This is a genomic window from Dawidia cretensis, from assembly GCF_018598175.1.
Classification (GTDB): Bacteria; Bacteroidota; Bacteroidia; order Cytophagales; family Cyclobacteriaceae; genus Ohtaekwangia; species Ohtaekwangia cretensis.
Genome location: NZ_JAHESE010000004.1, coordinates 251,511 through 276,235, shown reverse-complemented (window position 1 = coordinate 276,235; position 24,725 = coordinate 251,511). Strand labels below are relative to the sequence as shown.

The 24,725-nt window shown below is 53.9% G+C and carries 17 protein-coding genes; 11 read left to right on the top strand and 6 right to left on the bottom strand.

Annotation, left to right across the window (positions count from 1 at the left end; genetic code table 11):
- The 4 genes from KK062_RS07410 to KK062_RS07395 all read right to left on the bottom strand — a co-directional run.
- On the bottom strand, positions 1-2,576 hold a 2,576-nt coding region (locus tag KK062_RS07410), incomplete at its 3' end, for a CRTAC1 family protein (protein ID WP_254083630.1).
- A 79-nt stretch (positions 2,577-2,655) separates the two neighbouring features.
- Positions 2,656-4,491, bottom strand: a complete 1,836-nt coding sequence (locus tag KK062_RS07405; protein ID WP_254083629.1) for a RagB/SusD family nutrient uptake outer membrane protein — start codon at positions 4,489-4,491, stop codon at positions 2,656-2,658.
- Between the two features lie 28 nt (positions 4,492-4,519).
- Positions 4,520-7,750 (bottom strand): SusC/RagA family TonB-linked outer membrane protein, encoded by a 3,231-nt coding sequence (locus KK062_RS07400; protein WP_254083628.1) that lies wholly within the window; start codon positions 7,748-7,750, stop codon positions 4,520-4,522.
- Positions 7,751-7,768: 18 nt separating this feature from the next.
- On the bottom strand, positions 7,769-9,079 hold the full coding sequence (locus KK062_RS07395) for an SGBP N-terminal domain-containing protein (protein ID WP_254083627.1): 1,311 nt from the start codon (positions 9,077-9,079) through the stop codon (positions 7,769-7,771).
- A gap of 512 nt (positions 9,080-9,591) precedes the next feature.
- On the opposite strand from KK062_RS07395, the gene cysS reads away from it, so the two are divergent.
- From cysS to KK062_RS07340, 11 genes are all read left to right on the top strand, one after another.
- Positions 9,592-11,091, top strand: coding sequence for a cysteine--tRNA ligase (gene cysS / locus KK062_RS07390; RefSeq protein WP_254083626.1), 1,500 nt, complete (start codon positions 9,592-9,594; stop codon positions 11,089-11,091).
- 59 nt (positions 11,092-11,150) lie between these two features.
- Positions 11,151-11,384 carry a membrane protein insertion efficiency factor YidD gene (gene yidD / locus KK062_RS07385; RefSeq protein ID WP_254083625.1) on the top strand — a complete coding sequence of 78 codons (234 nt, stop codon included), beginning with the start codon at positions 11,151-11,153 and terminating at the stop codon, positions 11,382-11,384.
- A 122-nt stretch (positions 11,385-11,506) separates the two neighbouring features.
- Positions 11,507-12,970: a Gfo/Idh/MocA family protein gene (locus tag KK062_RS07380; RefSeq protein ID WP_254083624.1), complete on the top strand. Its 1,464-nt coding sequence runs from the start codon at positions 11,507-11,509 to the stop codon at positions 12,968-12,970.
- 118 nt (positions 12,971-13,088) lie between these two features.
- On the top strand, positions 13,089-13,961 hold the full coding sequence (locus KK062_RS07375; RefSeq protein ID WP_254083623.1) for a DMT family transporter: 873 nt from the start codon (positions 13,089-13,091) through the stop codon (positions 13,959-13,961).
- A gap of 80 nt (positions 13,962-14,041) precedes the next feature.
- Positions 14,042-14,773, top strand: a complete 732-nt coding sequence (gene bamJ / locus KK062_RS07370) for a BamJ family beta-barrel-assembly machinery protein (protein WP_262899169.1) — start codon at positions 14,042-14,044, stop codon at positions 14,771-14,773.
- Between the two features lie 289 nt (positions 14,774-15,062).
- On the top strand, positions 15,063-15,911 hold the full coding sequence (locus tag KK062_RS07365) for a DUF2911 domain-containing protein (protein WP_254083622.1): 849 nt from the start codon (positions 15,063-15,065) through the stop codon (positions 15,909-15,911).
- Between the two features lie 201 nt (positions 15,912-16,112).
- Positions 16,113-16,745: a LuxR C-terminal-related transcriptional regulator gene (locus KK062_RS07360; protein WP_254083621.1), complete on the top strand. Its 633-nt coding sequence runs from the start codon at positions 16,113-16,115 to the stop codon at positions 16,743-16,745.
- Positions 16,746-17,571: 826 nt separating this feature from the next.
- Positions 17,572-20,508 (top strand): TonB-dependent receptor, encoded by a 2,937-nt coding sequence (locus KK062_RS07355; protein WP_254083620.1) that lies wholly within the window; start codon positions 17,572-17,574, stop codon positions 20,506-20,508.
- Between the two features lie 14 nt (positions 20,509-20,522).
- Entirely contained in the window at positions 20,523-21,029 is a 507-nt protein-coding gene (locus KK062_RS07350; RefSeq protein ID WP_254083619.1) for a hypothetical protein, read from the top strand.
- A gap of 45 nt (positions 21,030-21,074) precedes the next feature.
- A complete protein-coding gene (locus KK062_RS07345; RefSeq protein ID WP_254083618.1) occupies positions 21,075-22,259 on the top strand; it encodes a pyridoxal phosphate-dependent aminotransferase in 1,185 nt (394 codons plus the stop codon).
- 152 nt (positions 22,260-22,411) lie between these two features.
- Complete coding sequence (locus KK062_RS07340; RefSeq protein ID WP_254083617.1) at positions 22,412-23,521, top strand: AEC family transporter; 1,110 nt, start codon at positions 22,412-22,414, stop codon at positions 23,519-23,521.
- Between the two features lie 278 nt (positions 23,522-23,799).
- Here the strand turns inward: KK062_RS07340 and KK062_RS07335 are convergent, their stop codons facing one another.
- Positions 23,800-24,501 (bottom strand): J domain-containing protein, encoded by a 702-nt coding sequence (locus KK062_RS07335; RefSeq protein ID WP_254083616.1) that lies wholly within the window; start codon positions 24,499-24,501, stop codon positions 23,800-23,802.
- 11 nt (positions 24,502-24,512) lie between these two features.
- Complete coding sequence (locus tag KK062_RS07330) at positions 24,513-24,707, bottom strand: YwbE family protein (protein ID WP_254083615.1); 195 nt, start codon at positions 24,705-24,707, stop codon at positions 24,513-24,515.
- Positions 24,708-24,725 lie beyond the last annotated feature (18 nt).

Sequence of the window (24,725 nt, the reverse complement as noted above, 5' to 3'; positions counted from 1 at the left end):
ACCCCTGTCTGTTCTATGCGTTGCAACGTGCCCGCCTGGTTCCGGAAAAAGGTGATCGGCATAAACTCGCCGGCCACCACCAGGTCTCCACGACCGTCGTTATCGATATCCGACCAGAGAGCATCCGTGACCATGCCCACCCGGCGCAACGCAGGGGCCATTGCTTCCGTCACATCGGTAAACCGGCCGCCCTGGTTCTGCAACAGGTAGCTGTCGGGTGACAGCGGATAGCTGCCGGGAATCACGCGCCCGCCGACGAACAGGTCGAGGTCGCCGTCGGCGTCATAGTCCGCGGCCCGTACGCACGAGCTGCTGGCTTGAATAACGGGGAGCCTATCGGGCGCCGCGGTGAACTGCCCGTTGCCGTTATTGATGTACAAACTGTGTCGATACCGTTCAGACGCAGTATTTTCAACACTTCCCGCAGATACGTACAAGTCGAGGTCACCATCAAGGTCGGCGTCGAACAGCAGCATTCCGGCCATTTCGCGTTGCGTGTCGTCGGAGCTGAGCGCCTGGGGTATCCGTTGGAAGGTGCCGTCTTTCTTTTGAACAAATACGGCCGGTTCCTGATTGGCCGAGGCGCCGATGATCACATCGTCGAGGCCGTCGCCATTAATGTCACCACTGCACAACGCGGGGCCTGCCTGTGAGAACTTATGGGGCAAGGTGCGCTGCAGGTTAAAGTCAATCTTGTCTTCCTCCGCGTGCAGGTACGCAACCTTGTCCGGAGCGGCCGCCAGTAACGGCGCAGCCACAGGGTTCATCCAGGCCGGCCGTGGCGCCATCGGGGCGTCAGCTTCGGGTTTAACATCCAGCACCTGGTTTGCCGGCACCTGGACCAGCTGTTGCAACTTGCCGTCGGGCCACGCAATCCACACCGTATCTGCCTGGCGGGAAGCGCCCAGGCCAAAGTGCAGCATCGGCTCCACCGTAGACAAAAACCCACGCGAAGGATAATACTCCTGGTACTGTGTGCGATCGCCGTCGCGCAACCACACTTTGGCACCCATCGCCATCACGCCTTGCGGGAAACGTACCCGCAGGAAGTTGGTCGCGGGCGGTGCATCGCTATCCGTGGTATATAATGTATTTTCAAAAAACAAGGCAGCTTCGTTGATATCGCTGACGACATAGTCCAGGTCACCGTCGTTGTCGAAGTCCGCATAGGCGGCGCCGTTGGAAAACGACGGTACGTCGAAGCCCCACGCTTTGGTGGCATCCGTAAAGGTCAAATCCCCGTTATTGCGAAAGGCATAGTTCGGTATACGTACTACTGGAATCGAGTCGATGAGCTGTGCAGCGCTGGCCACTTTCCCCACGTCGTTACGGTAATTTGAAAAATCTTTGTCGGTTACGTCTTTGGGGAAACCGTTGGTGACGAGCAGGTCTTTATACCCGTCGTTATCGATGTCGGCAAACAAGGGTGACCAGCTCCACTCTGTCTGGTATACTCCCGCCATCTGCCCCATCTCGCTGAACTTGATACCTTTCTCGAACCCGTTGTTCAGGTGCAGCATGTTACGCACATACTGGTATTCGTAGCCGTACTTTTCGTTGTGGATATAGTTGAGGTACGATTTATTGCCGATGGTCGTCTTCTTACGATCGTTGTTTTCGGGCAGCATGTCGACAGTAATGATGTCCGGTCGGCCGTCATTGTTGATGTCACCGGCGTCGTTGCCCATCGAGAATTGACTTTGATGGCCTACGTATTCGGCAATTTTGTTACGGAAGGTGCCGTCGCGCTGGTTAATGTACAATACATCGTTCGACAAGTAGTCGTTTGAAACATAGAGATCCGGCCAACCATCGAGGTTCAGATCGGCAACCGAGAGGCCCAGGCCAAAGCCTTCCAGGGTGATCCCCGCGGTTACCGATACATCTGTAAAGGTGCCGTTGCCATTGTTGCGATAGAGGCGGTCGTTGTTGAGTGCCGTGCCGTCGGCAATTTTGGGCCGGTAGTTTGTAGGCAGGTGGTCCATGCGTTGGTTGATCAGCACAAACAGGTCGAGATCACTATCGCGATCGTAATCCAGGAAAGCAGCGGTTACACTGTACCCTCCGTCGGTAACACCGTAGGCTTCCGCTTCGTCGGCAAAGACGGGCAGGCCTTGTTCATTCAGTCCCTTGTTGATAAACAACATGTTCTTACGGTCGGCTGAGTCGGGCTTCATGGTCGCACAAACGTAGATATCCATCTTGCCATCCTGATTGACGTCGGCTACCGCCACACCCGAGTTCCACCGGCCGGGTATCGTTACATTGGCAGTGGCCGTCACGTCTTCAAACGCCAGATTGCCCCGATTCAGGTACAACCGGTTGGGCACGGCATTGCCCGCGAAGAAAATATCTTGCAGCCCGTCGTTGTTAAAGTCGGCTACACCTACCCCACCGCCATTGTAAATATACTCTTGTGTAAGGATATTAAAGGAATCGCTTTCTTGTATAGTATTCTCGAAATCTATACCGGTCTTGTCGGCAGACAGCCGCCGAAAAAGCGTCGTGGAAGGTTTGTCGCACGAGCATGCCAGGACGACAAGCAGTGCGAACGGAAATAAAGATACTTTGTACATGGAGATCCGGGGTCAGGCTAATAAAAAGGCAAGACCAATATAGACTGGTCTTGCCTTTCTTAAAAATATTATCGTATTCTCAATATCCCGGGTTCTGATTCAGCGCAGAAACGCCACCCGTCTGCTCGAGATCGATCTGATTTTGCGGCAGCGGATAGTAGTCGTGCTTGCCACGGACGAATGTCACACCTCTGTAGATGCCCAGACGTGTACCTTCATAGTCCAGGTAGGCTTGCAAGTTTACCGGGTTACCGCCTGCATTGGTCGTCTCGTCCCAGCGTACCAGGTCGAAGAAGCGGTGGCCTTCCATCCCGAATTCAAGCTTGTGCTCAAAGTGAATGGCACGAAGCGCGTACGTGGCATCGGGGAACGAGGGATATTCGGCAACAACATATTTTGCGGCAGGCTGTGAGGCCACATTGGCGTCCAGGTAAGCGTCCCAGTCGGTCTTCCCGTTTTGTACGCTGGCCTTCACAAATCCCGCCGGGTTGGCAGCTCTGGCGCGGATCATGTTTACATACTCCCGTGCTTTCTCCAGGCTGCCGCCACTACCGGCTTTCACCAGCTCGGCTTCCGCTTCGGCGGCCCACAACAGTACCTGGGCGTAACGGATGAACTGCACGTTGATACCGGTCAGACCTTTCGTCCACGAGCTACCGTCTGTAACAGACGACTCGTCAGCTTTGGCATAAGCATGTTTCTTAGGTGAATACGGTCCACCGTTGGATTGCAGACGTACCCACGAAGCACCCGGGTGTGCACCCCAGTCGAGATAGGGTATACCGCGGCGGCCGATCGTCCAGTCGATGCGGGGATCGAGGTTGCCTGCGTCCGGTGTAAATCCGGCGTCGTCTACCGCGATGCCCATGTCGTCTTTCAATTGCTCGCCCGAGCTGTTGTACGAGCGGTCGAGCAGCGGCAAGCCGGCACCGTCGGTACGGTACGAGTTGGCCAGCTCGAATGAAGGCTGGAAGAACCCGCAGCAGCCACCCGGGCCGTTGTTGTAGGGCCAGTTCAGGATCTCGTCGAAGTTGGAGTTGTTACCACCGGAACCGTCGTTGATCGATGCCTGGTAGGCAAATACAGATTCTTTGGTGTTGTCATTCTTCATTTCGAAGTTATCGTGGAACCTGTCCAGGAGGCCGTAACGGGCACCGCCGGGGGTTGTGCCTTCGGCAATGATGGCATCCAATACCGCTTTTGCTTCTGTCCACTTGCGCTGGAAGATATAGGTCTTCGCCAGGAAAGCTCCGGCAGCCCATTTGTTCGCACGGCCTGCGGCCATGCCGCTGCCGGCCAGGTTGTCGTAGCCGAACTTAAAGTCCGCTTCGATGTCGGCCCAGATGTCGCGGTCGTTGGGCACTTTGAAGTTACCCAGCAGGTAGTCGATCTTCTCGTCTACATACGGCACCATGTTCCACATCTTCTTCACTTCGAAGTGATAGAACCCGCGCAGGAAGCGGGCCTCGGCACGCAGCGTGGTTTTGTCGGCGTCGGCAATCTCGCTCGGCTCCAATTTGTCGAGGATCTTGATCGTCGAATTCGCGCGGTTGATCCCGTCGTAGTTCGTGATCCACTTCGCATTGAAGTAGCTGTTGGTCGACGTCGCCGTGAAGTTCGCAATTGGGTTGATATCCGACTGGTCACCGGCATCAGACCCTTTGTGGGCGTCGCCGCCGACGATACTGCCGAACACCCAGCCGGTGTTAGAACCATTGTAGTTACCCTGCGTGCCTTTCAGGGCAGCATAGGCACCGATCAGGCTTTGCTCGGCACCCTTCTTGGTGATGACCAGCTCGTCGCCCAGCGCGCCTTTTTGCGGCTGCTCCAGGAAGCTATCCTCACACGAATAGGCAACCATGAGCGCAACCGGAAACATCCAGGCAATCGTCTTGATGATTATATTCTTATTCATAGGAATTTCTGTTAAAGTCGTCTGTCAATTAAAACCCAAGGTTAACACCGAGAGAATAGATCCGTGTAGCCGGGTAGTTACCGACGTCGATCCCCAGGGTGGTATCAACGCTGGAAGCGATCTCAGGATCTTTGCCCTGATACTTGGTGATCGTAAACAGGTTCACGGCCTGCAGGTAAACCTTCAGTTGTTTGATGCCCGCGCGATCGAGTAATGGCAGCGGTACGTTGTAGGTCACCTGCAGGTTCTTCATACGCATGTACGCACCGCTTTCCACGTACCAGGAGTTGGCCTGGGTGTTGGTGCTGAAGTTCGATACGTTTTCGAAAATCGGCGTTTCGGCGCCCGTGTTCTCCGGCGTCCACGAATCCATGGTGCGGGCACCGATGGCAGCACCCGAGAAGGAAGGATAGAAATCGGTAAACCACTTCGAGAAGTTTACGATGTCATTACCCGCCTTACCATAGAAGAATGCTTCAATCGTGAAGGCCTTGTAGTTTGCCATGAGGTTCAGACCGTACGTGAATTTAGGAATCGGCGTGCCCATATATACCCGGTCGTTGGGATCGATGCGGTTGTCGCCGTTGACGTCAGCAAACTTGAAGCGGCCCGGGGCGGCGCCATCCTGCCTCGGTGACGATGCCACGTCTTCAGCAGACTGGAAAAAGCCTATCGTTTTATAACCGTAGAAAGACGACAAGCTCTGTCCTACCGCGTTGCGCACGAAGGTCAGGTTACGGTACGTGCCGTTATCAAAGAAGTCGAGACCGTCGGCAATGGTTTTGATCTCGTTGTGGATAAAGCCGATGTTACCTTCTACCACGAAATCCAGGTCCTGGCTCACGCGATGGCGTTTGATGATCTGCAGATCCACACCGCGGTTGTCGATACTACCCACGTTCACAAACGGATATTGCGAGAACACGCCGCCGGTCGCGGCAAAAGCCGGGTTATACAACAGGTCTTCTGTTTTCTTGCGCCATACGTCCAGCACGATCTCGAGGGTACCTTTCATGAGGGTTGCATCGATGCCGATGTTGGTGGTGATGTTTTTCTCCCACTTACCGGAAGGGTTACCGATCTGCAGCGGCACGATACCCGGCGATACCGAGCTGTTCGCGCCGTTGATGTCATACCCTACCGACGGATTGCCGCCGTACAATGTATACTGGTTGGTCGGGTTGATGTTCTGGTTACCCATGATACCCCAGCCACCGCGCAGTTTCAAGTCGTCGATAATCGTGACCCCCTGCATAAAGCTCTCTTGCGAAACACGCCATGCACCGGTGATAGACGGAAAGTAGCCGAAGCGTTTTTCGCTACCGAAGGCGGACGAACCGTCGTGACGCAGCGTGAAGCTGGCGTAGTATTTCTCCTGGAAGTTGTAGTCCAGTTTACCGAACTCAGACACCAGTGTGCGTGACGTGCCTTGCGGACCGCTGTTTACCTGGCGGCCGGTAGACGACGAGTTGGAAATGCTGATGTAGTTCGGGTCGATGCTGAACGGGTTCAGACCCACACCGTTGATGAACCGACCACGGGCCGGATCCTTAATGGCTTCATACCCCACGAGGGCTTTAAAGCTGTGGTCGCTCAGTTTCAGGCTATAATTGATTGTATTCGTCCAGATCCAGTTGGCACCGTAGAAGCCGGCTTCGTTGATGGAGTAAGCGCCATTGTTTTCAGAGTTCTCATACGTGCGGTAACCAAACTGCATGGCATAACCGCTGGCAAGCGAACCACCAAACGATGTACGTACCGTTAAATTCTTCAGCACATCCACTTCTGCATAAGCATTGCCGAACAGGCCCCAGGCGGTTTGCTGGTTGTAATCTTTGCTCAGGCGCTTCAAGCTGGCCACCGGGTTAGCCGGGTTATTCAAACCAGGCGCGGCCGTGCCGGCCCATCCACCATACTCATCGTATACCGGGATGATCGGGTTCATACGATACGCCATGTTCAGCTGGTTCTCGCTTTGCGGATCACCGATTTGCGGGTTATCGCGGTAGGTAACTTGCAGGTTTTCGCCGATGCGTACGATAGACGCCGGCTTGAACTCTGAGTTAAAACGAGCTGTATAACGCTTCAGGTACTGGTTGATGGCAATACCTTGTTGGTTATAGTAGCCAAGGCCCATATAGTAGTGGCTGCGTTCGTTGCCGCCCGACAGGCCTAACGAGTGCCGTGTAACGGGTGCCACACGCGTCATTTCGTCGTACCAGTCAGTACCACCTTTATTTGCGCGTACCACTTGTACGATAGAGCCTTTGTCGAAGTCTACGTTGTAATTATCACGGGCATTTTGGATCCGCGGATCTCCTTCATTCACACCCGCGGCCACAGACCAGTTGCCTTTGTCATCTTGCACGCCTACGTTGATGTAATCCGGCAGCACAGGGGCAGCACCCTCACCATATTGCGGGTGCTTGGTGTCCTGGCCGGCATTACGGAAAGCTTCCCAGGTCTTGTTGGCAGTTTGCTGCGGATTCAGCAGCTCGATGCCCTCGCCCGGAAAGTTCATACCAACGCTCATGTCGTAGGTTACTTTGATGGTGCCGTCGGGCTTGCCATGCTTCGTCGTATATACGATGACACCCGACGCAGCGCGCGCACCATAGATAGAGGCCGCACCGGCATCTTTCAGTACGGTAGTAGACTCGATGTCATTCGGGTTCAGGTTGTCGACGTTGAAGGTAGGAACACCGTCCACGATATACAGCGGCGTGTTGTTTGTAAACGAACCATACCCACGGATACGCACCTGGCTCGTAGCACCGGGCTGACCCGAGGTGATTACTTGCACACCGGCAACGCGCCCCTGGATAGCTTGCTCAACGTTCGGGATCGGAATCGCCGTCGTGTTTTTATTCGACAGTGTCGAAACGGCCGCGACGATATCCTGCTTCCGTTCCGTTGTATACCCCGTCACCACGACTTCTTCGAGGGAGGACACATCCGGGTCCAGGGAGACGGCTATCGATGTGCGGTTATCCACCGACACTTCTTGTGTTTTATAACCGATGAAGGAGAACGTCAGCACCGGATTATCCGTGCGTACTGTCAAATTATACTTGCCTTCGGTATCCGTGGTGGTACCGTTGGTCGTACCTTTTTCAAGAATGCTCACCCCGGGTATCGGGGAGCCGGCCTCGTCCAGGACCGTTCCGGACACCGACTTCTGCGCATAGAGTGCGCTGGCTGCGCTCATCAACCCAATTACCAGGGTAACGCGCAACCATAATGTATATAGATTTTTCATCGTTCGCTCAGGTTTGGGTTATTGGAGGTAAAGAACACTGACTTTGTACATAGCCCAGTACGTTACACCGCCGTCCAGGCGGCTATCCATTACGGGCAGCCTGAAGTTTACGTTCTTGGTATAGTCTACTTCGTCACCCGGCGAGAAGGGTACCCAGCTGCCGTTAACGTCCTGGTATTCGAGGTCTTCCACCGAAGCAGTAACTCCCGCAGGCAGCTCTTCGATCCACGCGTCTGTAGAAAACTCCGTTCCGGCGATCTTCAGCACCTTCAGCGTAGTGGTAAATCCATCCACCGTACCTTCGACAGAGGGCACGAGGCTGGGGAATGAGAAGTTTAATTTCGGTGCATCAGTGCCATATACCATATAGTCCTGTGTACCGCCAGCGCCCAGTGAATCTTGCGAATAGGCTTCCACTGTAGCCGCAGCGGGATTCAGATCGAACTCCGTGTCCTGCTTGAGCTTCTTGTTATCGAACTTGAGGTAGGCGAATTTGCCGGCCATCTCATAGTTCAGGGAAATCTCGTCGAAAGCCGTGGCGGGCGTCCCGGCAGGGCCATAAAGTACGATCGTGTGATTGTCATTGTCCACCGCACCGGTAAACACTTTGTCTTTGAGATCACCGGCCAGCACTTTGCCGGTAGCGCCCTTCAGCTCAAAGGTCTGTTCAACCGGCGTGACGTTTACCGTAACGGTATAATTCACCGAAGTGCCATCGTTCGATTTGACAGTATAGACAACCGGGTTCGTAAAGTTGTTTGTCGTACCGTCGCTGGTTTGCGCGGTGCTGCCCACGGTCACTGTCGTAAAGGCGCTTACCGCAAACTTTGCTTTCAGCGCCGTTACATCTGTGCCGTACGGCACAACGATTGTAATGGTGCGGGCGTCCTGATCGATCACCGTGCTGGTGCTCTTCTCAAAGGTGAAGTCAGAGATTTCTTTGCGGTCGCTGGTGATTGTCACCGTTTTTGGATCCGAAAACGTCGACTTGACACTTTCCCCGTCGGCGGTGTGATTGTTGGTCACCACGACAGCCTCGAACGTTCCGACTTCTTCGTACTTAAAGGTTACGGTGGCTTTCCCGTCCTTAAAATTGGTGATCCGGATACCCCCCAAATTGGGGCGTTCGGTGCCGTACGGTAATAGCGAAATGTCGCCTGCACTTACCTGTTCCACCACGAATGTGAACTCGGTATCATTAGCCAGACCGGAGGTTTTGTCCACCGTGAAGGAGGACTTCGGAGGAGAAGATGCCTCGTCGTCGTCGCACCTGATCAGCAGCAGCGCCACGGCACAGGCAAACAGAAAAGGGGTAAATCTTTTCATCATAAGGTTTACGTTTGGGTTAATTGATTTAGGTTGAAAATTTCGTTTCAAAACTCCTTTCAGAATTTTGTTTGGAAATAATACTAACCCGAATGTAAATATTCCGCCACTCATGTAATTAAAAAGCCGTAAAAATACTTTAACAAACGTTGCCACAAACGATTACGAATCCGTTTGTGAAGATTGTTGTGCAAGCGTTTTCTGTGGGCCCAGAGAACCAAATCGGGATAAAGTCTGCTATTAAGAAAAACGCATGTTAACACGTTTGTTCTGCGTGTCGTGTGAATTGCTGAAACGCACGTTGCCGACAACATAGCAGGTGTGCGCGCGAACATGTCCGAACATTCTTTGTGTTTGATGGCTAAACACACGGATAGCCCCAAATAGCGGTATGGGTTGGCGTTGTAGAAATGGCTTCCCAACAAAATAATACCGCAAACGTAAACGATAACTGTCCGCAAATGTCCAGATTGGGCGCCTACACATTAAATAAGTATTTTCGGCCGATTTTAGTTATGGAGCTTTACGATAAATACCCCGTCCACCTATCGAATTCCCTGGGAGGTAAAAAAGAACTTTTCACCCCCGTCAACCCCGGCCACGTCGGCATGTATGTCTGTGGTCCTACTGTTTACAACGACGTGCACCTGGGCAATGTACGCACCTTCCTGACCTTTGATATAGTATCCCGCTATTTCCGCCACCTCGGCTATAAAGTGCGTTATGTACGCAACATCACCGACGTGGGCCACCTGGAAAACGACGCCGACGAAGGCGAGGACAAAATCTCCAAGAAAGCCCGCCTGGAACAATTAGAGCCGATGGAAGTGGTGAAACACTATACCGAAGGTTTTCACGAAGTGTCGCGCCAGTTTAATATCCTGCCGCCCAGCATCGAGCCTTCTGCTACCGGCCACATTGTTGAACAGATCCAGATCACCCAAAAGCTGATCGACCTTGGCCTTGCCTATGAGGTAAACGGCTCGGTATACTTTGATGTATTGGCCTACGACAAAAACAATCACTACGGCATCTTGTCGGGCCGTGTCATTGAAGATCTCATGGAGAGCGGTCGCAAGCTCGACAGCCAGGACGAGAAGCGAAACAAGATCGACTTTGCCCTGTGGAAGAGAGCATCGCCGTATCACATCATGCGCTGGCCCTCGCCGTGGGGCGAAGGGTTTCCCGGCTGGCACATCGAATGTACCGTCATGAGCACGAAGTACCTGGGCGAGACGTTCGATATCCACGGTGGTGGCATGGACCTCAAGTTCCCCCACCACGAGTGCGAGATCGCGCAGGCGGTAGGCGCCCACGGCAAAGCCCCGGCCAATTACTGGTTGCACTCCAACATGCTGACAGTAAACGGACAGAAGATGAGCAAGTCGCTCGGCAACTCGTTCCTTCCGCGTCAGCTGTTTACGGGCGACCACCCGATGCTGGAGCGTGGCTACGGCCCGATGACGGTGCGGTTCTTTATGCTGCAGTCGCATTACTCCAGCACCCTGGACTTCTCGAACGAAGCCTTGAACGCCGCCGAGAAAGGCTTTAAGAAATTATCCAACGCCCTGGGCATCATCAAAAAGATGAACCACCCGGGCGGCGGCGCCGCGACAAGCAACAGCGAGCTGGACAAGCTGATAGCAGACTGCTATGCCAACATGAGCGACGACTTCAACACGGCCAAGGCACTGGCGGTGCTGTTTGAAATGGCCTCGCGCATCAACGACATGAAGTCGGGCAACCTGTCACTGAAGAGTCTGTCCGAAGAAAGCTTTCAGGACTTTAAGAAGACCTATACCGGCGTGATGGAAGATGTGCTCGGCCTGCGTGAAGAGCAGGAGCACGATCACGAACTGCTGAAAGGCGTCATCCACGTACTAATCGACCTGCGCAAGAAGGCGCGTGAAGATCGTAACTATGCCCTGTCGGACCGCATCCGCGACGACCTCAAAAAGCTGGGCGTTCAGCTGATGGACGGCAAGGATGGCGAGATGGGCTACACACTGGAATAATATTACCGCACCGCGGCGGCGCCTGGCGCTACCGCTGTGCTTCTCCTTTTTTCAAGGTTATGCTGCGCAAGCTTTTTATATTGCCCATACGGTTCTATCAGCTCTTTATTTCCCCCTTGCTGGGATCGAACTGCCGGCATACGCCGACATGCTCGCAATATGCCATCGAGGCTATTCGCGAGTGGGGCGTGCTCAAAGGCATGTGGCTGGGGTTGCGCCGTATTGTGCGGTGCCATCCGTGGGGCACAAGCGGGTATGATCCGGTGCCCCGGAAAAACCACAAAGCACAGTAAGGCGTCGCCGGCATTACAGCCGTCGCGGGTACCGTTGGTCAAATTCGATTTGCCTCCCTCCTCTTTTTGGCGTATCATCGTTCTGTTAATTCTTTTTTGTAAACAACCATCACGATATTACCATGCCCCTGAAAAAGTCAACGCCCCCGTCCGCTATATCGCGGAGAAGCTTTATCAAGACAGCCGGTATAACGGCCGCCGCCTTTACCATTGTTCCCCGTTTTGTGTTGGGTGGACAAGGCTATCGCGCGCCCAGCGACAAGCTCTACATTGCCGGTATCGGTGTGGGCGGCAAAGGCCAGAGCGATATTTCCAGCTTCGCCAAGAGCGGCAAGGCCGAGATCTCCTTTCTGTGCGACGTGCACGACAGCCGTGCCGCCAACTCGGTGAAGGCTTTCCCGAAGGCCGTATACTATAAAGACTTCCGCAAGATGCTCGACAAAGAGCACAAGCATATCGACGCCGTGTCAGTGTCTACACCCGACCACAACCACGCGGTGCAAGCCATGGCTGCCATGCAGCTGGGCAAACACGTATATGTACAGAAGCCGCTCACGCACGACATCTACGAAGCCCGCATGTTGACCGAAGCCGCGAAGAAGTATAAAGTGGTTACCCAGATGGGCAACCAGGGCTCTTCCGGCGACGGCGTGCGCAAGCTGATGGAATGGTACCAGGCCGGTCTGATCGGTGAAGTCAACGAAGTATACTGCTGGACCAACCGCCCCGTGTGGCCACAAGGCATTGCGTGGTCGGATAAAAAAACCGCCGTGCCCGCAGACCTCGACTGGGATCTGTGGCTCGGCACAGCGCCGCATAAGGAGTACGTTGAAAAGCTCGTGCCCTTCAACTGGCGCGGTTGGTGGGATTACGGCACAGGCGCCCTCGGCGACATGGGTTGCCACATTGTAGAACCTCCCTTCCGTGTACTCGGCCTGCAATACCCCACCGACGTAACGGCCAGCGTAGGCAGCGTCTACGTCGATGAATTTAAACGCGGCTATTTCCCCGACAGCTGCCCGCCATCATCCTACACCGTACTGACCTTCCCCGGCAGGAACGGCAAGCCGCCCGTGAAGATGCACTGGATGGACGGTGGCATTCAACCCGAACGCCCCGAGGAACTGGGCCCGAACGAAGTCATGGGCGACGGCGGCAACGGCGTAATCTTCATCGGCAGCAAAGGCAAGATGATGTGCGGCACGTACGGTGCAGACCCGAAGCTGCTACCTACCGCGAAGAATAAAGATGACAAAACACCGGTGACCATCAAACGTGTGCCCGGCGGTGCCGAAGGACACTACGCGCAGTGGGTGGAGGCCTGTCTGGCCGGCTATGGCAAGATGGAAGTGAGCTCGCCATTTGAGATCGCCGGTCCGCTGACCGAGACCGTGCTCATGGGCAACCTCGCCATCCGCAGCTTTGACGTGCGCGTGCCGAAGGCCGATAAACCCGATCAGTTCGACTTCCCGGGCCGTAACATCAAATTGCTCTGGGATGGCGCCAACATGAAGATCACCAACTTCGACGCGGCCAACCAGTTTGTGAAACGCGAATACCGCCAGGGCTGGAAACTGGGCGCGTAAAAGCGCTGCCCCCAGGCGACTAATCTATCGGAGCGGCCCGCCGGAAGGGTTTCCGGCGGGACTTTTTGTTTTACCTTGCGCGCGCATTATCGGTTCGGCGCCGCGGGGCTTTTGCAGCATGGATACATCAGATCGTCGTTATATTCTCACCGGATTACTATTTTCGATGTTATGGGCGTCGGCCTCCGTGGCCGGCAAGTTTGGCCTGAGGGGCGCGGAGCCGCTCGTGTTCTTCACCCTACGCTTTCTATTGGCGGGAGTTATTCTGCTGGGGTATGTTTACCTGGTCGGGAAAAGCCGTCTACCCATAGGCAAGGAGTGGAAACAGCTGACCATTTTCGGTGCCTTAAATACAACGCTGTACCTGGGCCTTTTTGTCGTGGCGCTGCAGCACGTCACGCCGGGCATTACCACGCTGGCCATTGCGCTCAATCCTTTGTTCATCAGCATCATGTCGGCACTGCTCATGAAACGCCGCGTGAAGGGTGTCGAGTGGCTGAGCATCGCGTTGGGCGTGGCAGGGGTCATTGTCGCCGCCTATCCCCTCCTGCGCGACAGCCAGGCCACGACTACAGGCATGCTATTGCTGGCGGCCAGCATGGTGGCCTACTCATACGGTTCGGTCTATTATGCCGGGGTGGGCTGGCAGCTTTCCCGCACGACGATCAATGCCTGGCAAGTGTTCCTGGGTGGTATTTTGATCGCCCCCTTTGCCTGGCTGCTGCACAAGGCACCGAGCCAGTTTGACCTCACCTTCTGGCTTTCGCTTGCCTGGCTCATTGTGCCGGTCTCGATCGGGGCCGTGCAGCTCTGGCTGCGGCTGCTTAAAACCGACGCCGTGCGGGCCTCGCTTTGGCTGTACCTCTGCCCGGTCTTTGGCTTTCTATATGCCGCCGTTTTATTGCATGAGCCCCTGACAATCTTTACACTTGTGGGCACCGTGCTGGTGCTGCTGGCCTTGTACCTGGGCCAGCAAAAACAGCAGCAGTAGTTCTCAGGCTACATCTTGCCGCTTTCGGCTGCACATTTGACAATATTTGCCTTTCTTTGCGGTTTAATAAAAAAGTATCTATGAAAGTACTCGTTTTCTGTGCCGCTGTCTTGACCGGAACTGTCGTGCATGCCCAATCCAAGAAAGAGCTTCAGGCCGAAGTGACCAAGCTGAAAGCTGAAATTACCGAGCTGAAGAAGCCCAAAGATGTTGAACTGACCGACAAGCACAAGAAAGCCAGCTACGGCCTGGGCGTGCTCATGGCCACCAACATCAAGACACAGGGTGCAGACTCCCTCGACGTCGAAGCGATCAACATTGCCTTCCGCGATGTATTTCAAGGCAAAGCGCTGAAGATCGAGAAACAGGAAGCATTGACGATCGTACAAGAATACATGCAAGCTGCCATGGAACGGAAAACGGCCGTCCTGAAGGCCGAAGGCCAATCCTTTCTCGAAGGCAACAAAACCAAGCCCGGCGTGGTAACAACCGCCAGCGGCCTGCAATACAAAGTCATAACAGCCGGCAAAGGCAAAGCCCCCGTCGCCACCTCCAACGTCACGGTACACTACACCGGCAAGCTGCTGGACGGCACTGTATTCGATAGCTCCGTCGAGCGCGGCGAGCCCGCCTCCTTTGGTGTAAGCGACGTGATCGGCGGCTGGACCGAAGCCCTGCAACTGATGCACGAAGGTGACAAATGGGAACTATATATCCCCTCCGACCTGGCCTACGGCGAGCGCGGCGCCGGCGGACAAATCCCTCCGTTTGCTACGCTTGTATTCGAAGTCGAGCTGATCAAAGTAAATTAACGACTACACTATACATCGCCTAACGGCGATGAAAAGCCCCTGCCGGTTTTTCTGGCAGGGGCTTTTTGTTTGTCCCACATCTCTGGTCAAGTCTTCCGACCGAAGGCAGGGCGACAAAAAACAGTGTGAGCGTGAGAGCGAACACGGGCACACCGTTTTTCTTCGCGCTCACGCTCACACTCACACTGTGTCATGGCGCCATTCTTCAGAAATCCGAAACACCGTTAACATCTCATTAACGACATCGTTGCAAGAACCAAACGATCTTAGCCCACATAAACTAACGACCATGAAATCATTCTATACCGTCTGCCTGATTATACTATGTCATATCGCCTCCGCCCAGGTAGAACTCCCCGATCCCAGCCCCGAAGCATCATACTCACAACACGTAGGCTACACACGCATGAACCTGCGCTATGGCCGCCCTGCCGCCCGAGGCCGCATGATCTTCGGCGGCCTCGTTCCCTACGGCAAGGTATGGCGTACCGGCGCCGGCCGGTGTACCATCGTGCAATTCGATGCACCGGTAACAATCGGTGGACGGGATATGCCGCCGGGGGCGTATGCGCTATTGACAATCCCCAATACCAATCACTGGACTGTCATCCTTAACGCCGATACAACCAAGGTCTACGGGCGACCAGCCGACTATCGTACAACAACAGAAGTCCATCGCTTTGAGGTCAAGCCCGAGAAGACCGCACGCTATTACGAGTCGCTGAGCTTGACGCTGGACGGAGCGCGGTACGACGCCGAGCTTATAGTGGCCTGGGAAAATACACAGATCCGTTTCAGCCTGTTGACGCACAGTGATAGTGTGGCAACAGCCCGGTTAGAGACAGCATTGAAACAAACTCCCGACAATCCCGATTTGCTGGGGCAGGCGGCGGAATATTGGGCGCTGCATTATAATAAAGACATGCCGCGGCAGTTGCAAGTGCTGGACCGGGCATTGGCAATTAAGAAAAGCGCATGGTTGTATCGGCTGAAGATGGATATTTATATTCGGCAAGGAAAACCGGCGGATGCGCAGAAGATCGCGAAGGAGGCCATCGCGTTTGTGCGAGAGACAAAGCCCGAGGGTTGGGAACGGACGATTGGACTATTTGAGGAAGAATCGAAACAAATACGGTAGGTGCAGCTATATACCCCATAATTCAGGTATATCCACAAAGTATAGCGGCACCGTTTAACGATATGATAAAACTTTTAAAGATTTTTTAACGCATCTACGCTCTTCGTTAAATCATTCAAACGATTGTGGTCATGCCGGTAAACTTATCGGCACCAATGACATCTTTTCTTCCTTGTGTTAATAAAGTATATTTAACATAACATGGTGAAGATAGTCGTTGTCGATCAGAATGCCCTTTCCAGAATCGGTCTGGTGGCGCTCTTGAAGCAGGATGCGCGGTTTGAGCTTGTGGGTGATTTCAAAAGTTTTCATACCGTGCGACCGCTCATTCCCACCCTGGACGCCGACCTGGTCATCATCGATATCTCCCTGAACCGCGAAGGTGAGGGGGAAGACGTCGCCACCCACATCAAACACCTGCGCCAGGACATTAAGGTCATTATCCTGACTTTCCACAAGGAAGAGTTTCATATCCTGAATGCCGTGGAGACCGGTATCGATGGATACATCCATAAAGACTCCGAGGCGGAGGAATTGCTGCTCGGAATAAACCGGGTATTGGAGGGCGAGAAGTTCTTTTCACGCGAAGTCTCCAACCTCCTGATCGGCAACCTGGCCAAGAAAAACTATCGCGGGCATCCGTTCCTGACCAGCAAAGAGAAGGAGATTATACGCTATATCATGGAAGGTTACTCGAGCAAAGAGATCGCTGCTTTGTTGGAGGTCAGTCCGCGTACCATCGATACTCACCGCGCCAACATCCTGGGCAAATTCAATCTCAAGAACACAACGGAGCTGATCACGCGCATTGCTGAGCAGAAGATCAGGCTGTAGTTACATTCCCAACATCATTTTGTACATTCCGGTAATAGGAATCAGTCAGCAAAATAGCTGCACGACGCCTGCCAAAAGGCCAGATAAGCTAGTCTTGAGCTAGTGTTAAGCTAGACTTATGCTAGAGATAAGCTAGTGCTAAAGGACCAGGACATCACCCGGTCAACCCACGCTAAAGCCGCGCGAACATCTCCCGCGACCAGCCACTATCTTCAATATGCCCATCAAAAGCGAGGATGTCTCCGTGTTGAGTCCGTGTATAGCCCGAGTATAGTCCGATATAAGCCCGTGCTAAAGGACGGAGACATGGCACTGTCATCTCACGCTGTGAGCCCGCTGCCGTCTGCCATAACCGGCAACCAGCCCCCCTCGTTAGTCCTTCTACACTCCTTATTCCTTCAACATTTCATCAACCCGCCTCGGTATTCGTCGCAACAGTCTTTTATCACGCCATTTTTACTGCTAACGATCGAAAAAAAGTGAATCGCCGTTTCGCTTCGCAGTACCGATACAGGCCTCCGTATTTTTTCCGGCGCCGCCTAGGTAAAAATGCGGATTGATTCATTCATGGTGTCAGTATTACCTTACTATAGCAAAAAAACTATCCTGAAACCTAAATCTATGCTACATATGAAACCTACTTTTCATCCTCTTCGCCTCTGAGCAGGCAATTGCAGTTCAAAATCTAACTGATCCTCATTGTTTGTCCGGTGTATCGGTTGCCTGCACGGCACCCTGATGCCATCTATTTTCTTTTTTGTACGGAGCATTCGCCCGCGTGTGGCGAAGCGAGACCCTATTGTTTTAAAAGTATACCAATCCCAACATGAAGATGAAATTATTTATACCCCTTTTATGCACACTCCTTTTGTCGGTCGCGGCCCTTCCAGGCCTTGCGCAGACGAAGACTATTACCGGCAAAGTATATTCCACCGACGGTACACCCTTGCCCGGCGTGAGTGTCATCATCAAGGGAAGCGCCGGCAAAGGCACGCTGACCGATGCGCAGGGGGGCTATACACTGGAGGTTACGCCGGAAGACGTACTGGTCTTTTCCTTTATCGGCCTGAAGTCAAAAGAGCTGCCGGTAGGAACAGGTTCTACCCTGGATGCCCCCATGGAAGAATCGCTGAATGAGCTTACCGAGATCGTGGTAACGGGTACCCGTAGCGTGGGGCGTACCGTGCTGGAAACGCCGGTACCGGTCGATGTGATTCCGATCCAGGATATCATGGGTGAGCTCCCCCAGATCGACCTGGGCCAGATGCTGGCGATCCTGGCCCCGAGCTTTAACGCCGTCCGTTCACAGGGGGGTGACCTCGACTCACACGTCGACCCCGCGCAGCTGCGCAACCTCGCGCCCAACCAAACGCTGGTGCTCGTCAACGGCAAGCGTCGTCATACGTCGGCCCTGCTGATTACATCGACCGCCGTCGGCAGCCCTTCTACCTCGGTTGATTTAATGACGATCCCTGCCTCGGCTATTGAGAAGGTCGAGATCTTGCGCGATGGCGCGGCCGCCCAATATGGTTCTGACGCAGTGGCGGGTGTTATAAATATCGTGCTAAAGAAGGGCACCGATAAACTTACCGGCAGCTTTACCGGTGGTGGCTACCTGAACTCGGGGGGCGATGCCGGCCCACTGACCGATAAAGGCGACCCGGATGGCTATAATTATCAGCTCACGGCCAATTACGGTTTTTCGCTCGGCTCGAAAGGGTTCATCAACCTGTCGGGCGAGATCACCCAACGCCGCGCCACGCTACGGCCGTTTGTAAACGACTGGGGGGTATACGATCCTTCCTACCTGAACAATACGCGCACGGATAAAACCGGCAATCCCATCATTACCAATCCCGAGCTTATTGCTGCCCAGGTTTCGGGCAATGAGTCACTGGCGGCCTCGCTCCAGACACAGGAGGGGTTGATGAATGCCCGTGGATTGTCGCCGGAAGATTATGCTGTCTATGCCGGCATGCCCGCCATTACACTGGGCAGCTTATTTTATAACTCGGAATATGAAATGGGCCCCAACACAACCTTCTATACGTTTGGCGGCCTGTCCTATAAATTCCTGGAGGGATACTCCTGCTACTTCCGCCGGCCGGAGCAGACGGATCGTTTTAATTATTTGCTCTATCCGAACGGTTTCCGTCCGCAGATGACCTCGAACACCAGCGACTTCTCCAACACCGTCGGCATTCGCAGTAAAGCCGGACTTTTCAACATGGATTTCAGCAACACCTTTGGCCGCAACAAGATGCGCATAGGCATGGTGAATACGTTCAACGCCTCGATCGGCTCGAACTCGCCGGTGGAAATGAACCTGGGCACACACCAGTTTACACAGAACTCTACCAACCTCGACTTCTCGCATAACTTCAAAGAAGTTGCTAACGGTCTTAATATAGCCTTTGGAGCAGAGATGCGCGTAGAGAATTATAAAATCCTACATGGTCAGGAAGAAAGCTATACATTCGGCGATGCCGGTGTATTGAAAGTCACGGAAGACGGGTACCTCGTTGGTGCCGACGGCAAACCGCTGGAAAATGAAAAAGGCGAGCCGATCGTCGATGCCAACGGCGACCCGGTGTGGGTGCAACGCGGCGATGAAGTCGTGGTGAAGAATTTTGCCGCCAACTGCCAGTGCTTTGCAGGCTTCGGTCCCAAGAACGAGCGCGATGAATATCGCACCATGCTGGCCGGCTACATTGACGCAGAATTAGACCTGACGGAAGACCTGCTGATAGCCGGTGCTACCCGCATTGAAAATTACTCCGACTTTGGCAGTGTCGTGACGGGTAAGATTGCCGCACGGTATACGGTCATGAAGAACCTTGCCATACGTGCTTCGGCATCTTCCGGCTTCCGCGCACCTTCCCTGCAAGAACTTAATTATACCCATACGGCGACAGCCTTCCTGCCCGATGCAAACGGTGTTCCTCAGCCCGTCGACTACACCACCTTCCCTACTAATAGCACCGCCGCGCGGGCCATTGGTATCAAAGAGCTGTCGGAGGAACGTTCGACTTCTTACGGCGCCGGTCTTACCTACCAGCCGATCATGGGACTTGAGCTTACTATCGATGCTTACCAAATCGATGTACGCGACCGCATCTTCCGCACCAATACCTTCAATTCAACCGAAGTAGGTCACAATTATGAAGAGGTGATCGGTGTCGGCAGCGAAGCGCAGTTCTTCGTCAATGGTGCCAATGTTCGCTCGAAAGGTCTCGAAATGGTGGGCGCCTATACCACCAGCCTGACGGGCACCTCGCAGATCACTATCAGCCTGGCATCCGTCTTCAGCAAGAATGAGATTACCAAACGCAAAATTATAGACCTGGATGTCGACAACCTGACCGACGAAGAGCTGGTGAATAAATACCTGAACCGCCAGGTGATGGGGCAGTTCGAGACCGGTACACCCCGTACCAAGCTGATCGGATCGATCAACTATCGTGTCGGCAAACTTTCCACCATGTTTCGCGGAACATATTTCGGAAAAGTTACCGAGCTCTCCATCGAAGACGATGGCGCGGGAAATTACTGGGATCAAACGTTTTCGGCGCAAACTATATTTGACCTCAGCGTGAGCTACGATGTCAACCCCAACATTAAATTATCCATAGGCGGTAATAATATACTCGATACTTATCCCGATCTTATGCGTGTGGAAAACAGGGGATTCTATCTGTACTCCAACAATCAGCAAGGATCCAGCGGGGCGTATTATTATGGTCGTATCATGTTCAACTTTTAATGTGTATACCAGCTATGAAACCCATCCATATCAAACAATCGATCCTGATCCTGCTCAGTCTCTGTCTCATTATTACGCTGATCACGTCGTGCGAGCAAGAGCAGCTCGAGCCCGACCTGCAGACTGCGCCCGGCGGCGGTACTATCTCTACGTATAAGGCCTATACAATCGATGCCGCTCCCGGCAGCGACGTGAATGGCCGGGTTGTTTTCTGGCAGGATAACGCCGGCAATACACTCGTACAGCTTTCGCTCTATAATACGGAAGAGGGCACGTCGTACCCTTCCGCTATATTCGACGGTGCCGTGGCAGAAGCCTCCGCGACCAAGCTGGAGCCGCTGTACGACATCGATGGTGCCACCGGATCTTTCAGTACATCGAAATTCTATATAATAAGCGACAAAGAATTCTTTGCTTCCCTCGACACCTACGATGCACACGTGAGTGTGCTATTGGGTGATGACATAGTCGCCACCGGCGATGTCGGCATGAACGCAGCGCCGGTCGCCGTCGGTGAGTAATTTTCTCTGAACATGACATCCCAAATCCACCTAAAAAAACAGAACATGACAACACCCGGTATTAGCAGAAGAGCATGGTTGAAACGCAGCACGGTAACGGCCGGCGCCGTCTTGACGGGTATGACACTCTCCGAGTCGCTCCTGGCAAAGCCCGCCTTTGGTATGGCGCCGTTCAAAGGGAACTATCATCTGCTGGAGCAATATCACATCGCGCCGCCCGACATGGAAAATCTCAAGGCCCGTTTGCTGGCCAACGAGAATCCCTGGGGCCCTTCCAAGAAAGCGGTTGCCGCCATCGGCCTGGCCGCTGCCAAAGGCAACCGCTATGTATACAGCAGCTGCCTGAAGATGATCGAGATCCTGGCAGAGAAAGAAGGCGTGGCCAAAGAGAACATTCTGCTCGCACCGGGGTCTACCGATGTATTGGAGAAAGTGGCCTTTGCGCTTTGTCGTAACGGCGGCAACGTCATTTCTGCAGACCCCTCTTACATGTCGCTGGTCAACACCGCCACGTCGATCGGTGCCACCTGGAAGAATATACCGCTGCGGGCCGACTACGCACACGACCTGACGTCCATGGCCGGCGCCGTCGATGCACAAACGAAACTGGTCTATATCTGCAATCCCAACAACCCGACGGGTACACTCACACCGATCGCCGAGATCCAAACCTTCTGCCGCCAGGTAGCCTCGAAGGCGCCGATCTTTATCGACGAAGCCTACCTCGAGCTGCTCGACGCACCGGAATCTCAAACGGCGGTGAGCCTGGTAAAAGAAGGCCATGACGTGATCATCAGCCGCACGTTCTCCAAGATCCACGGCATGGCCGGCCTGCGCATCGGCTACATGATCGCCAAGCCCGAGCGTGTGAAGATGATCCAGGATCTTGTTCGTACCGAAATGGGCATTAGCGTAACATCGCTCGAAGGCGCGTTGGCCAGCATGCAGGATACCGAGTTCCAAATGTTCACCCGCACCAACACTAAAAAGAACCGCGAGTATGTCTTCCAGGAGTTGAAGAAAGCCGGGCTCAATCCCATCCCGTCGTATACCAGCTTTGTGTTGTTCCCGCTGCAGATGCCCGTCAAGCAAATGATGGACGGCATGCTGGCAAAGGGTGTGGGTATACGTGGCTATGACATTCATGGTAAGCCCTACGGGCGCGTGAGCATTGGCACCATGGATGAGCTCAAGCTCTTTGTCAAGACGCTAAACGAAATCGTCAGCTAACAAAAGCTGTACGGACAGAGTACGATCCAACCGGAGGGGATCGTCTCCTGTAAAGGGGCGGCGGTAATAGCCGCCGCCCCGTCCAGGGAGCGCAGATACGCGCTCGCTCGGGTCACTATTTTTATCACCATTCGTTTGAGAAGATTTTACGCATGAGCTCTGCCACCACCAAGACTATATCGTTACTGCTGCTTATTTTCATAGGCTATCTGTTCCGAAACAAGATCAGGAGCAAAGAACAGCGCGACGGCATCAAAACACTAATTCTAAGCCTGGCCCTGCCGGCCACCATTTTTATCGCCCTGCTCCAGATCGATTTTAAATCCGACCTGATCATCATTCCCATTCTTTCGTTGGGCTTTAACATCATCATGCACTTGCTCATTGACAAGCTGCCCCTGCGGCCGGTGTTCAACATCCCGGTGAATCAATATCGCACACTCATCATGCTCATACCCTCCCTGGCGCCGGGGCTTTCCTGTTTTCCGTTCATCATGGAGTATAGCGGGCAGGGGCCTTTGGCGATGGCTGCCTTAGCCGACGTAGGGAATAAAATCTTTGTACTCATCATCTCGTATACCATCGCCATGAAGTGGTACTACGAAAACAATAAACATCATACCGCCAACGGCCGCAGCAAAGTGAAAGACCTGCTACTCTCCCTCGTGAACGAGCCCGTGAACATTGTGATTGTAACGGCGCTGTTGATGTTGGGACTGGGGCTTGGCTATAACGCCTTTCCGGAGTTTATTCGCTTGAGCGTTGACCGGCTGAGTATCATGATGACGCCGCTGGTCCTTTTGTTCATCGGCATGTCCATGCGGCTCACGTGGGAACAGGTGCGGACGATCTTTTCGTTTCTGTTCTTTCGGTCGGGCGTGGCCTATTTGATCAGTGGGGCGTTGCTCGTACTTTTTCCTGTGAGTGATATACCGACTATTCTGTTGATTGTGGTGTTTCCGCAGAGCGCCTGTAGCTTCTGGCCATGTGCGCATATGGCGGCCGTGAGTAAGCTGGAGGCGAACAATGCGGTCAAGACGTTTGATCAGGATTTTGCAATGAATGTGCTGGCGTGCTCGATGCCGTTTTCGGTGATTCAGATTCTCGCCATCTATGCTTCGGGGGATTTCTTCGCCGGGGCGACGAATGTATTTATTTGCGCGGGAGTGTTGCTGGCGCTGGCTGTTGTGACGACGGTGGTGTCGACAAGGTTGTCGCAGGTGTATCAGGAGGAGCGGCGGGAGAATATGACGGCGTCGTAGTTAGATTGAGTGTTGGGCGGAGCCCAATGCAATTGCATTGCTGGCGTCCCGACCCTGTCGGGATGACTACAACTGCCGGCAGTTTATTAACCGCCGTGGGATAAGGTAAAGACGTGGGGCCAATAAACGGGTTGCCCCCCTGCGGGGGTTACCCGACAGTCTAGAGACTGCATTCAGTTTTAGGCACAAGTTCCGCACCTGCGCTAACGCTCGGTGCTAAAACTTGCGCCAGCCGCCTTAGGTGGGTGGCCTCTTTACCTTACTCGTTATGATTGTTACTATTGCCGCGTGCGTTTCTTGAGCTGCACAATCTTCTGCTCAAACTGCTCGCGCAGCTCATCCATAAGCTCATCACGATCGGGTGTAACCGCCAGCTGATAACTTTGCGATTGAAGCAATTCCGCTAACGCAGCCGCCAACTGCTCCTTCTTGCGCAGTAAGAAATTGTGTGTGGCGTTTCCCGCCACATATGCCGTATGCCGCAGGGGATGCTCTCCGAGAATGTGCTCATGAAAATCACGCAACGCTTCTAAATCTCCACGCTCATACAACGCATTCAGATGCGTGGTCAATGCCGCCGCCTGTTTCCCCTCCGCTTCGCTTGCCGCTGGAAATTTATCCGGATGTACCTGTACAATCGCCTCGCGGTATAACCGCTTCAATTCAGCAGGGTCGTCGCTCGCCAGCTCCTCCTCTTCCCTCCTTGCCTTCAACAAACCCTGCGGCTCTTGATAGTTCTTTCCTCGCCGCTTCTGCTCACGACGCTTTTCCTTCTTGGCCGTCTTTTGTGCTTTGTATAGATCCGTCAGTGCGCGCATTTGCCGGATCTGCTCACCCAGCTGCGCGCGTACAGTTTGCTCGAAAGTATTAAGCGTTGCTTCCGCTTGTTGCAGCTCCGCCTCCAGGCGCAGCACTTCCTGCTCCAGGCCATCGGCCGAAGGCTCTGCAATGGGCACGGGGTGGATAGGCGGCGTAGGCATTTTAAAGCGGGTTATTCTAAAATTTCCTGTACGCGGCCGATCTGGCCGTCTTGCAGGCGTACCTTGATGCCGCGGTGGTGTTTGGGGGCGGATGTCAGCAGGTCTTTGACGATGCCTTCGGTGAGGGTGCCCGTGCGCTGGTCTTTCTTGAGGACGATCCTGACGTGGCTGCCGGGCTTGATGTTGGCGCGTATGGTTCCGTTCATGGCGTGCTTGTTGAGGTT

What these genes read in the sequence shown, in the direction of transcription:
- KK062_RS07405 (WP_254083629.1), bottom strand. Translation starts at nt 4,491, where the DNA reads ATGAATAAGAATATAATCATCAAGACGATTGCCTGGATGTTTCCGGTT.
- KK062_RS07400 (WP_254083628.1), bottom strand. Translation starts at nt 7,750, where the DNA reads ATGAAAAATCTATATACATTATGGTTGCGCGTTACCCTGGTAATTGGG.
- KK062_RS07395 (WP_254083627.1), bottom strand. Translation starts at nt 9,079, where the DNA reads ATGATGAAAAGATTTACCCCTTTTCTGTTTGCCTGTGCCGTGGCGCTG.
- cysS (WP_254083626.1), top strand. Translation starts at nt 9,592, where the DNA reads ATGGAGCTTTACGATAAATACCCCGTCCACCTATCGAATTCCCTGGGA.
- yidD (WP_254083625.1), top strand. Translation starts at nt 11,151, where the DNA reads ATGCTGCGCAAGCTTTTTATATTGCCCATACGGTTCTATCAGCTCTTT.
- KK062_RS07380 (WP_254083624.1), top strand. Translation starts at nt 11,507, where the DNA reads ATGCCCCTGAAAAAGTCAACGCCCCCGTCCGCTATATCGCGGAGAAGC.
- KK062_RS07375 (WP_254083623.1), top strand. Translation starts at nt 13,089, where the DNA reads ATGGATACATCAGATCGTCGTTATATTCTCACCGGATTACTATTTTCG.
- bamJ (WP_262899169.1), top strand. Translation starts at nt 14,042, where the DNA reads ATGAAAGTACTCGTTTTCTGTGCCGCTGTCTTGACCGGAACTGTCGTG.
- KK062_RS07365 (WP_254083622.1), top strand. Translation starts at nt 15,063, where the DNA reads ATGAAATCATTCTATACCGTCTGCCTGATTATACTATGTCATATCGCC.
- KK062_RS07360 (WP_254083621.1), top strand. Translation starts at nt 16,113, where the DNA reads ATGGTGAAGATAGTCGTTGTCGATCAGAATGCCCTTTCCAGAATCGGT.
- KK062_RS07355 (WP_254083620.1), top strand. Translation starts at nt 17,572, where the DNA reads ATGAAGATGAAATTATTTATACCCCTTTTATGCACACTCCTTTTGTCG.
- KK062_RS07350 (WP_254083619.1), top strand. Translation starts at nt 20,523, where the DNA reads ATGAAACCCATCCATATCAAACAATCGATCCTGATCCTGCTCAGTCTC.
- KK062_RS07345 (WP_254083618.1), top strand. Translation starts at nt 21,075, where the DNA reads ATGACAACACCCGGTATTAGCAGAAGAGCATGGTTGAAACGCAGCACG.
- KK062_RS07340 (WP_254083617.1), top strand. Translation starts at nt 22,412, where the DNA reads ATGAGCTCTGCCACCACCAAGACTATATCGTTACTGCTGCTTATTTTC.
- KK062_RS07335 (WP_254083616.1), bottom strand. Translation starts at nt 24,501, where the DNA reads ATGCCTACGCCGCCTATCCACCCCGTGCCCATTGCAGAGCCTTCGGCC.
- KK062_RS07330 (WP_254083615.1), bottom strand. Translation starts at nt 24,707, where the DNA reads ATGAACGGAACCATACGCGCCAACATCAAGCCCGGCAGCCACGTCAGG.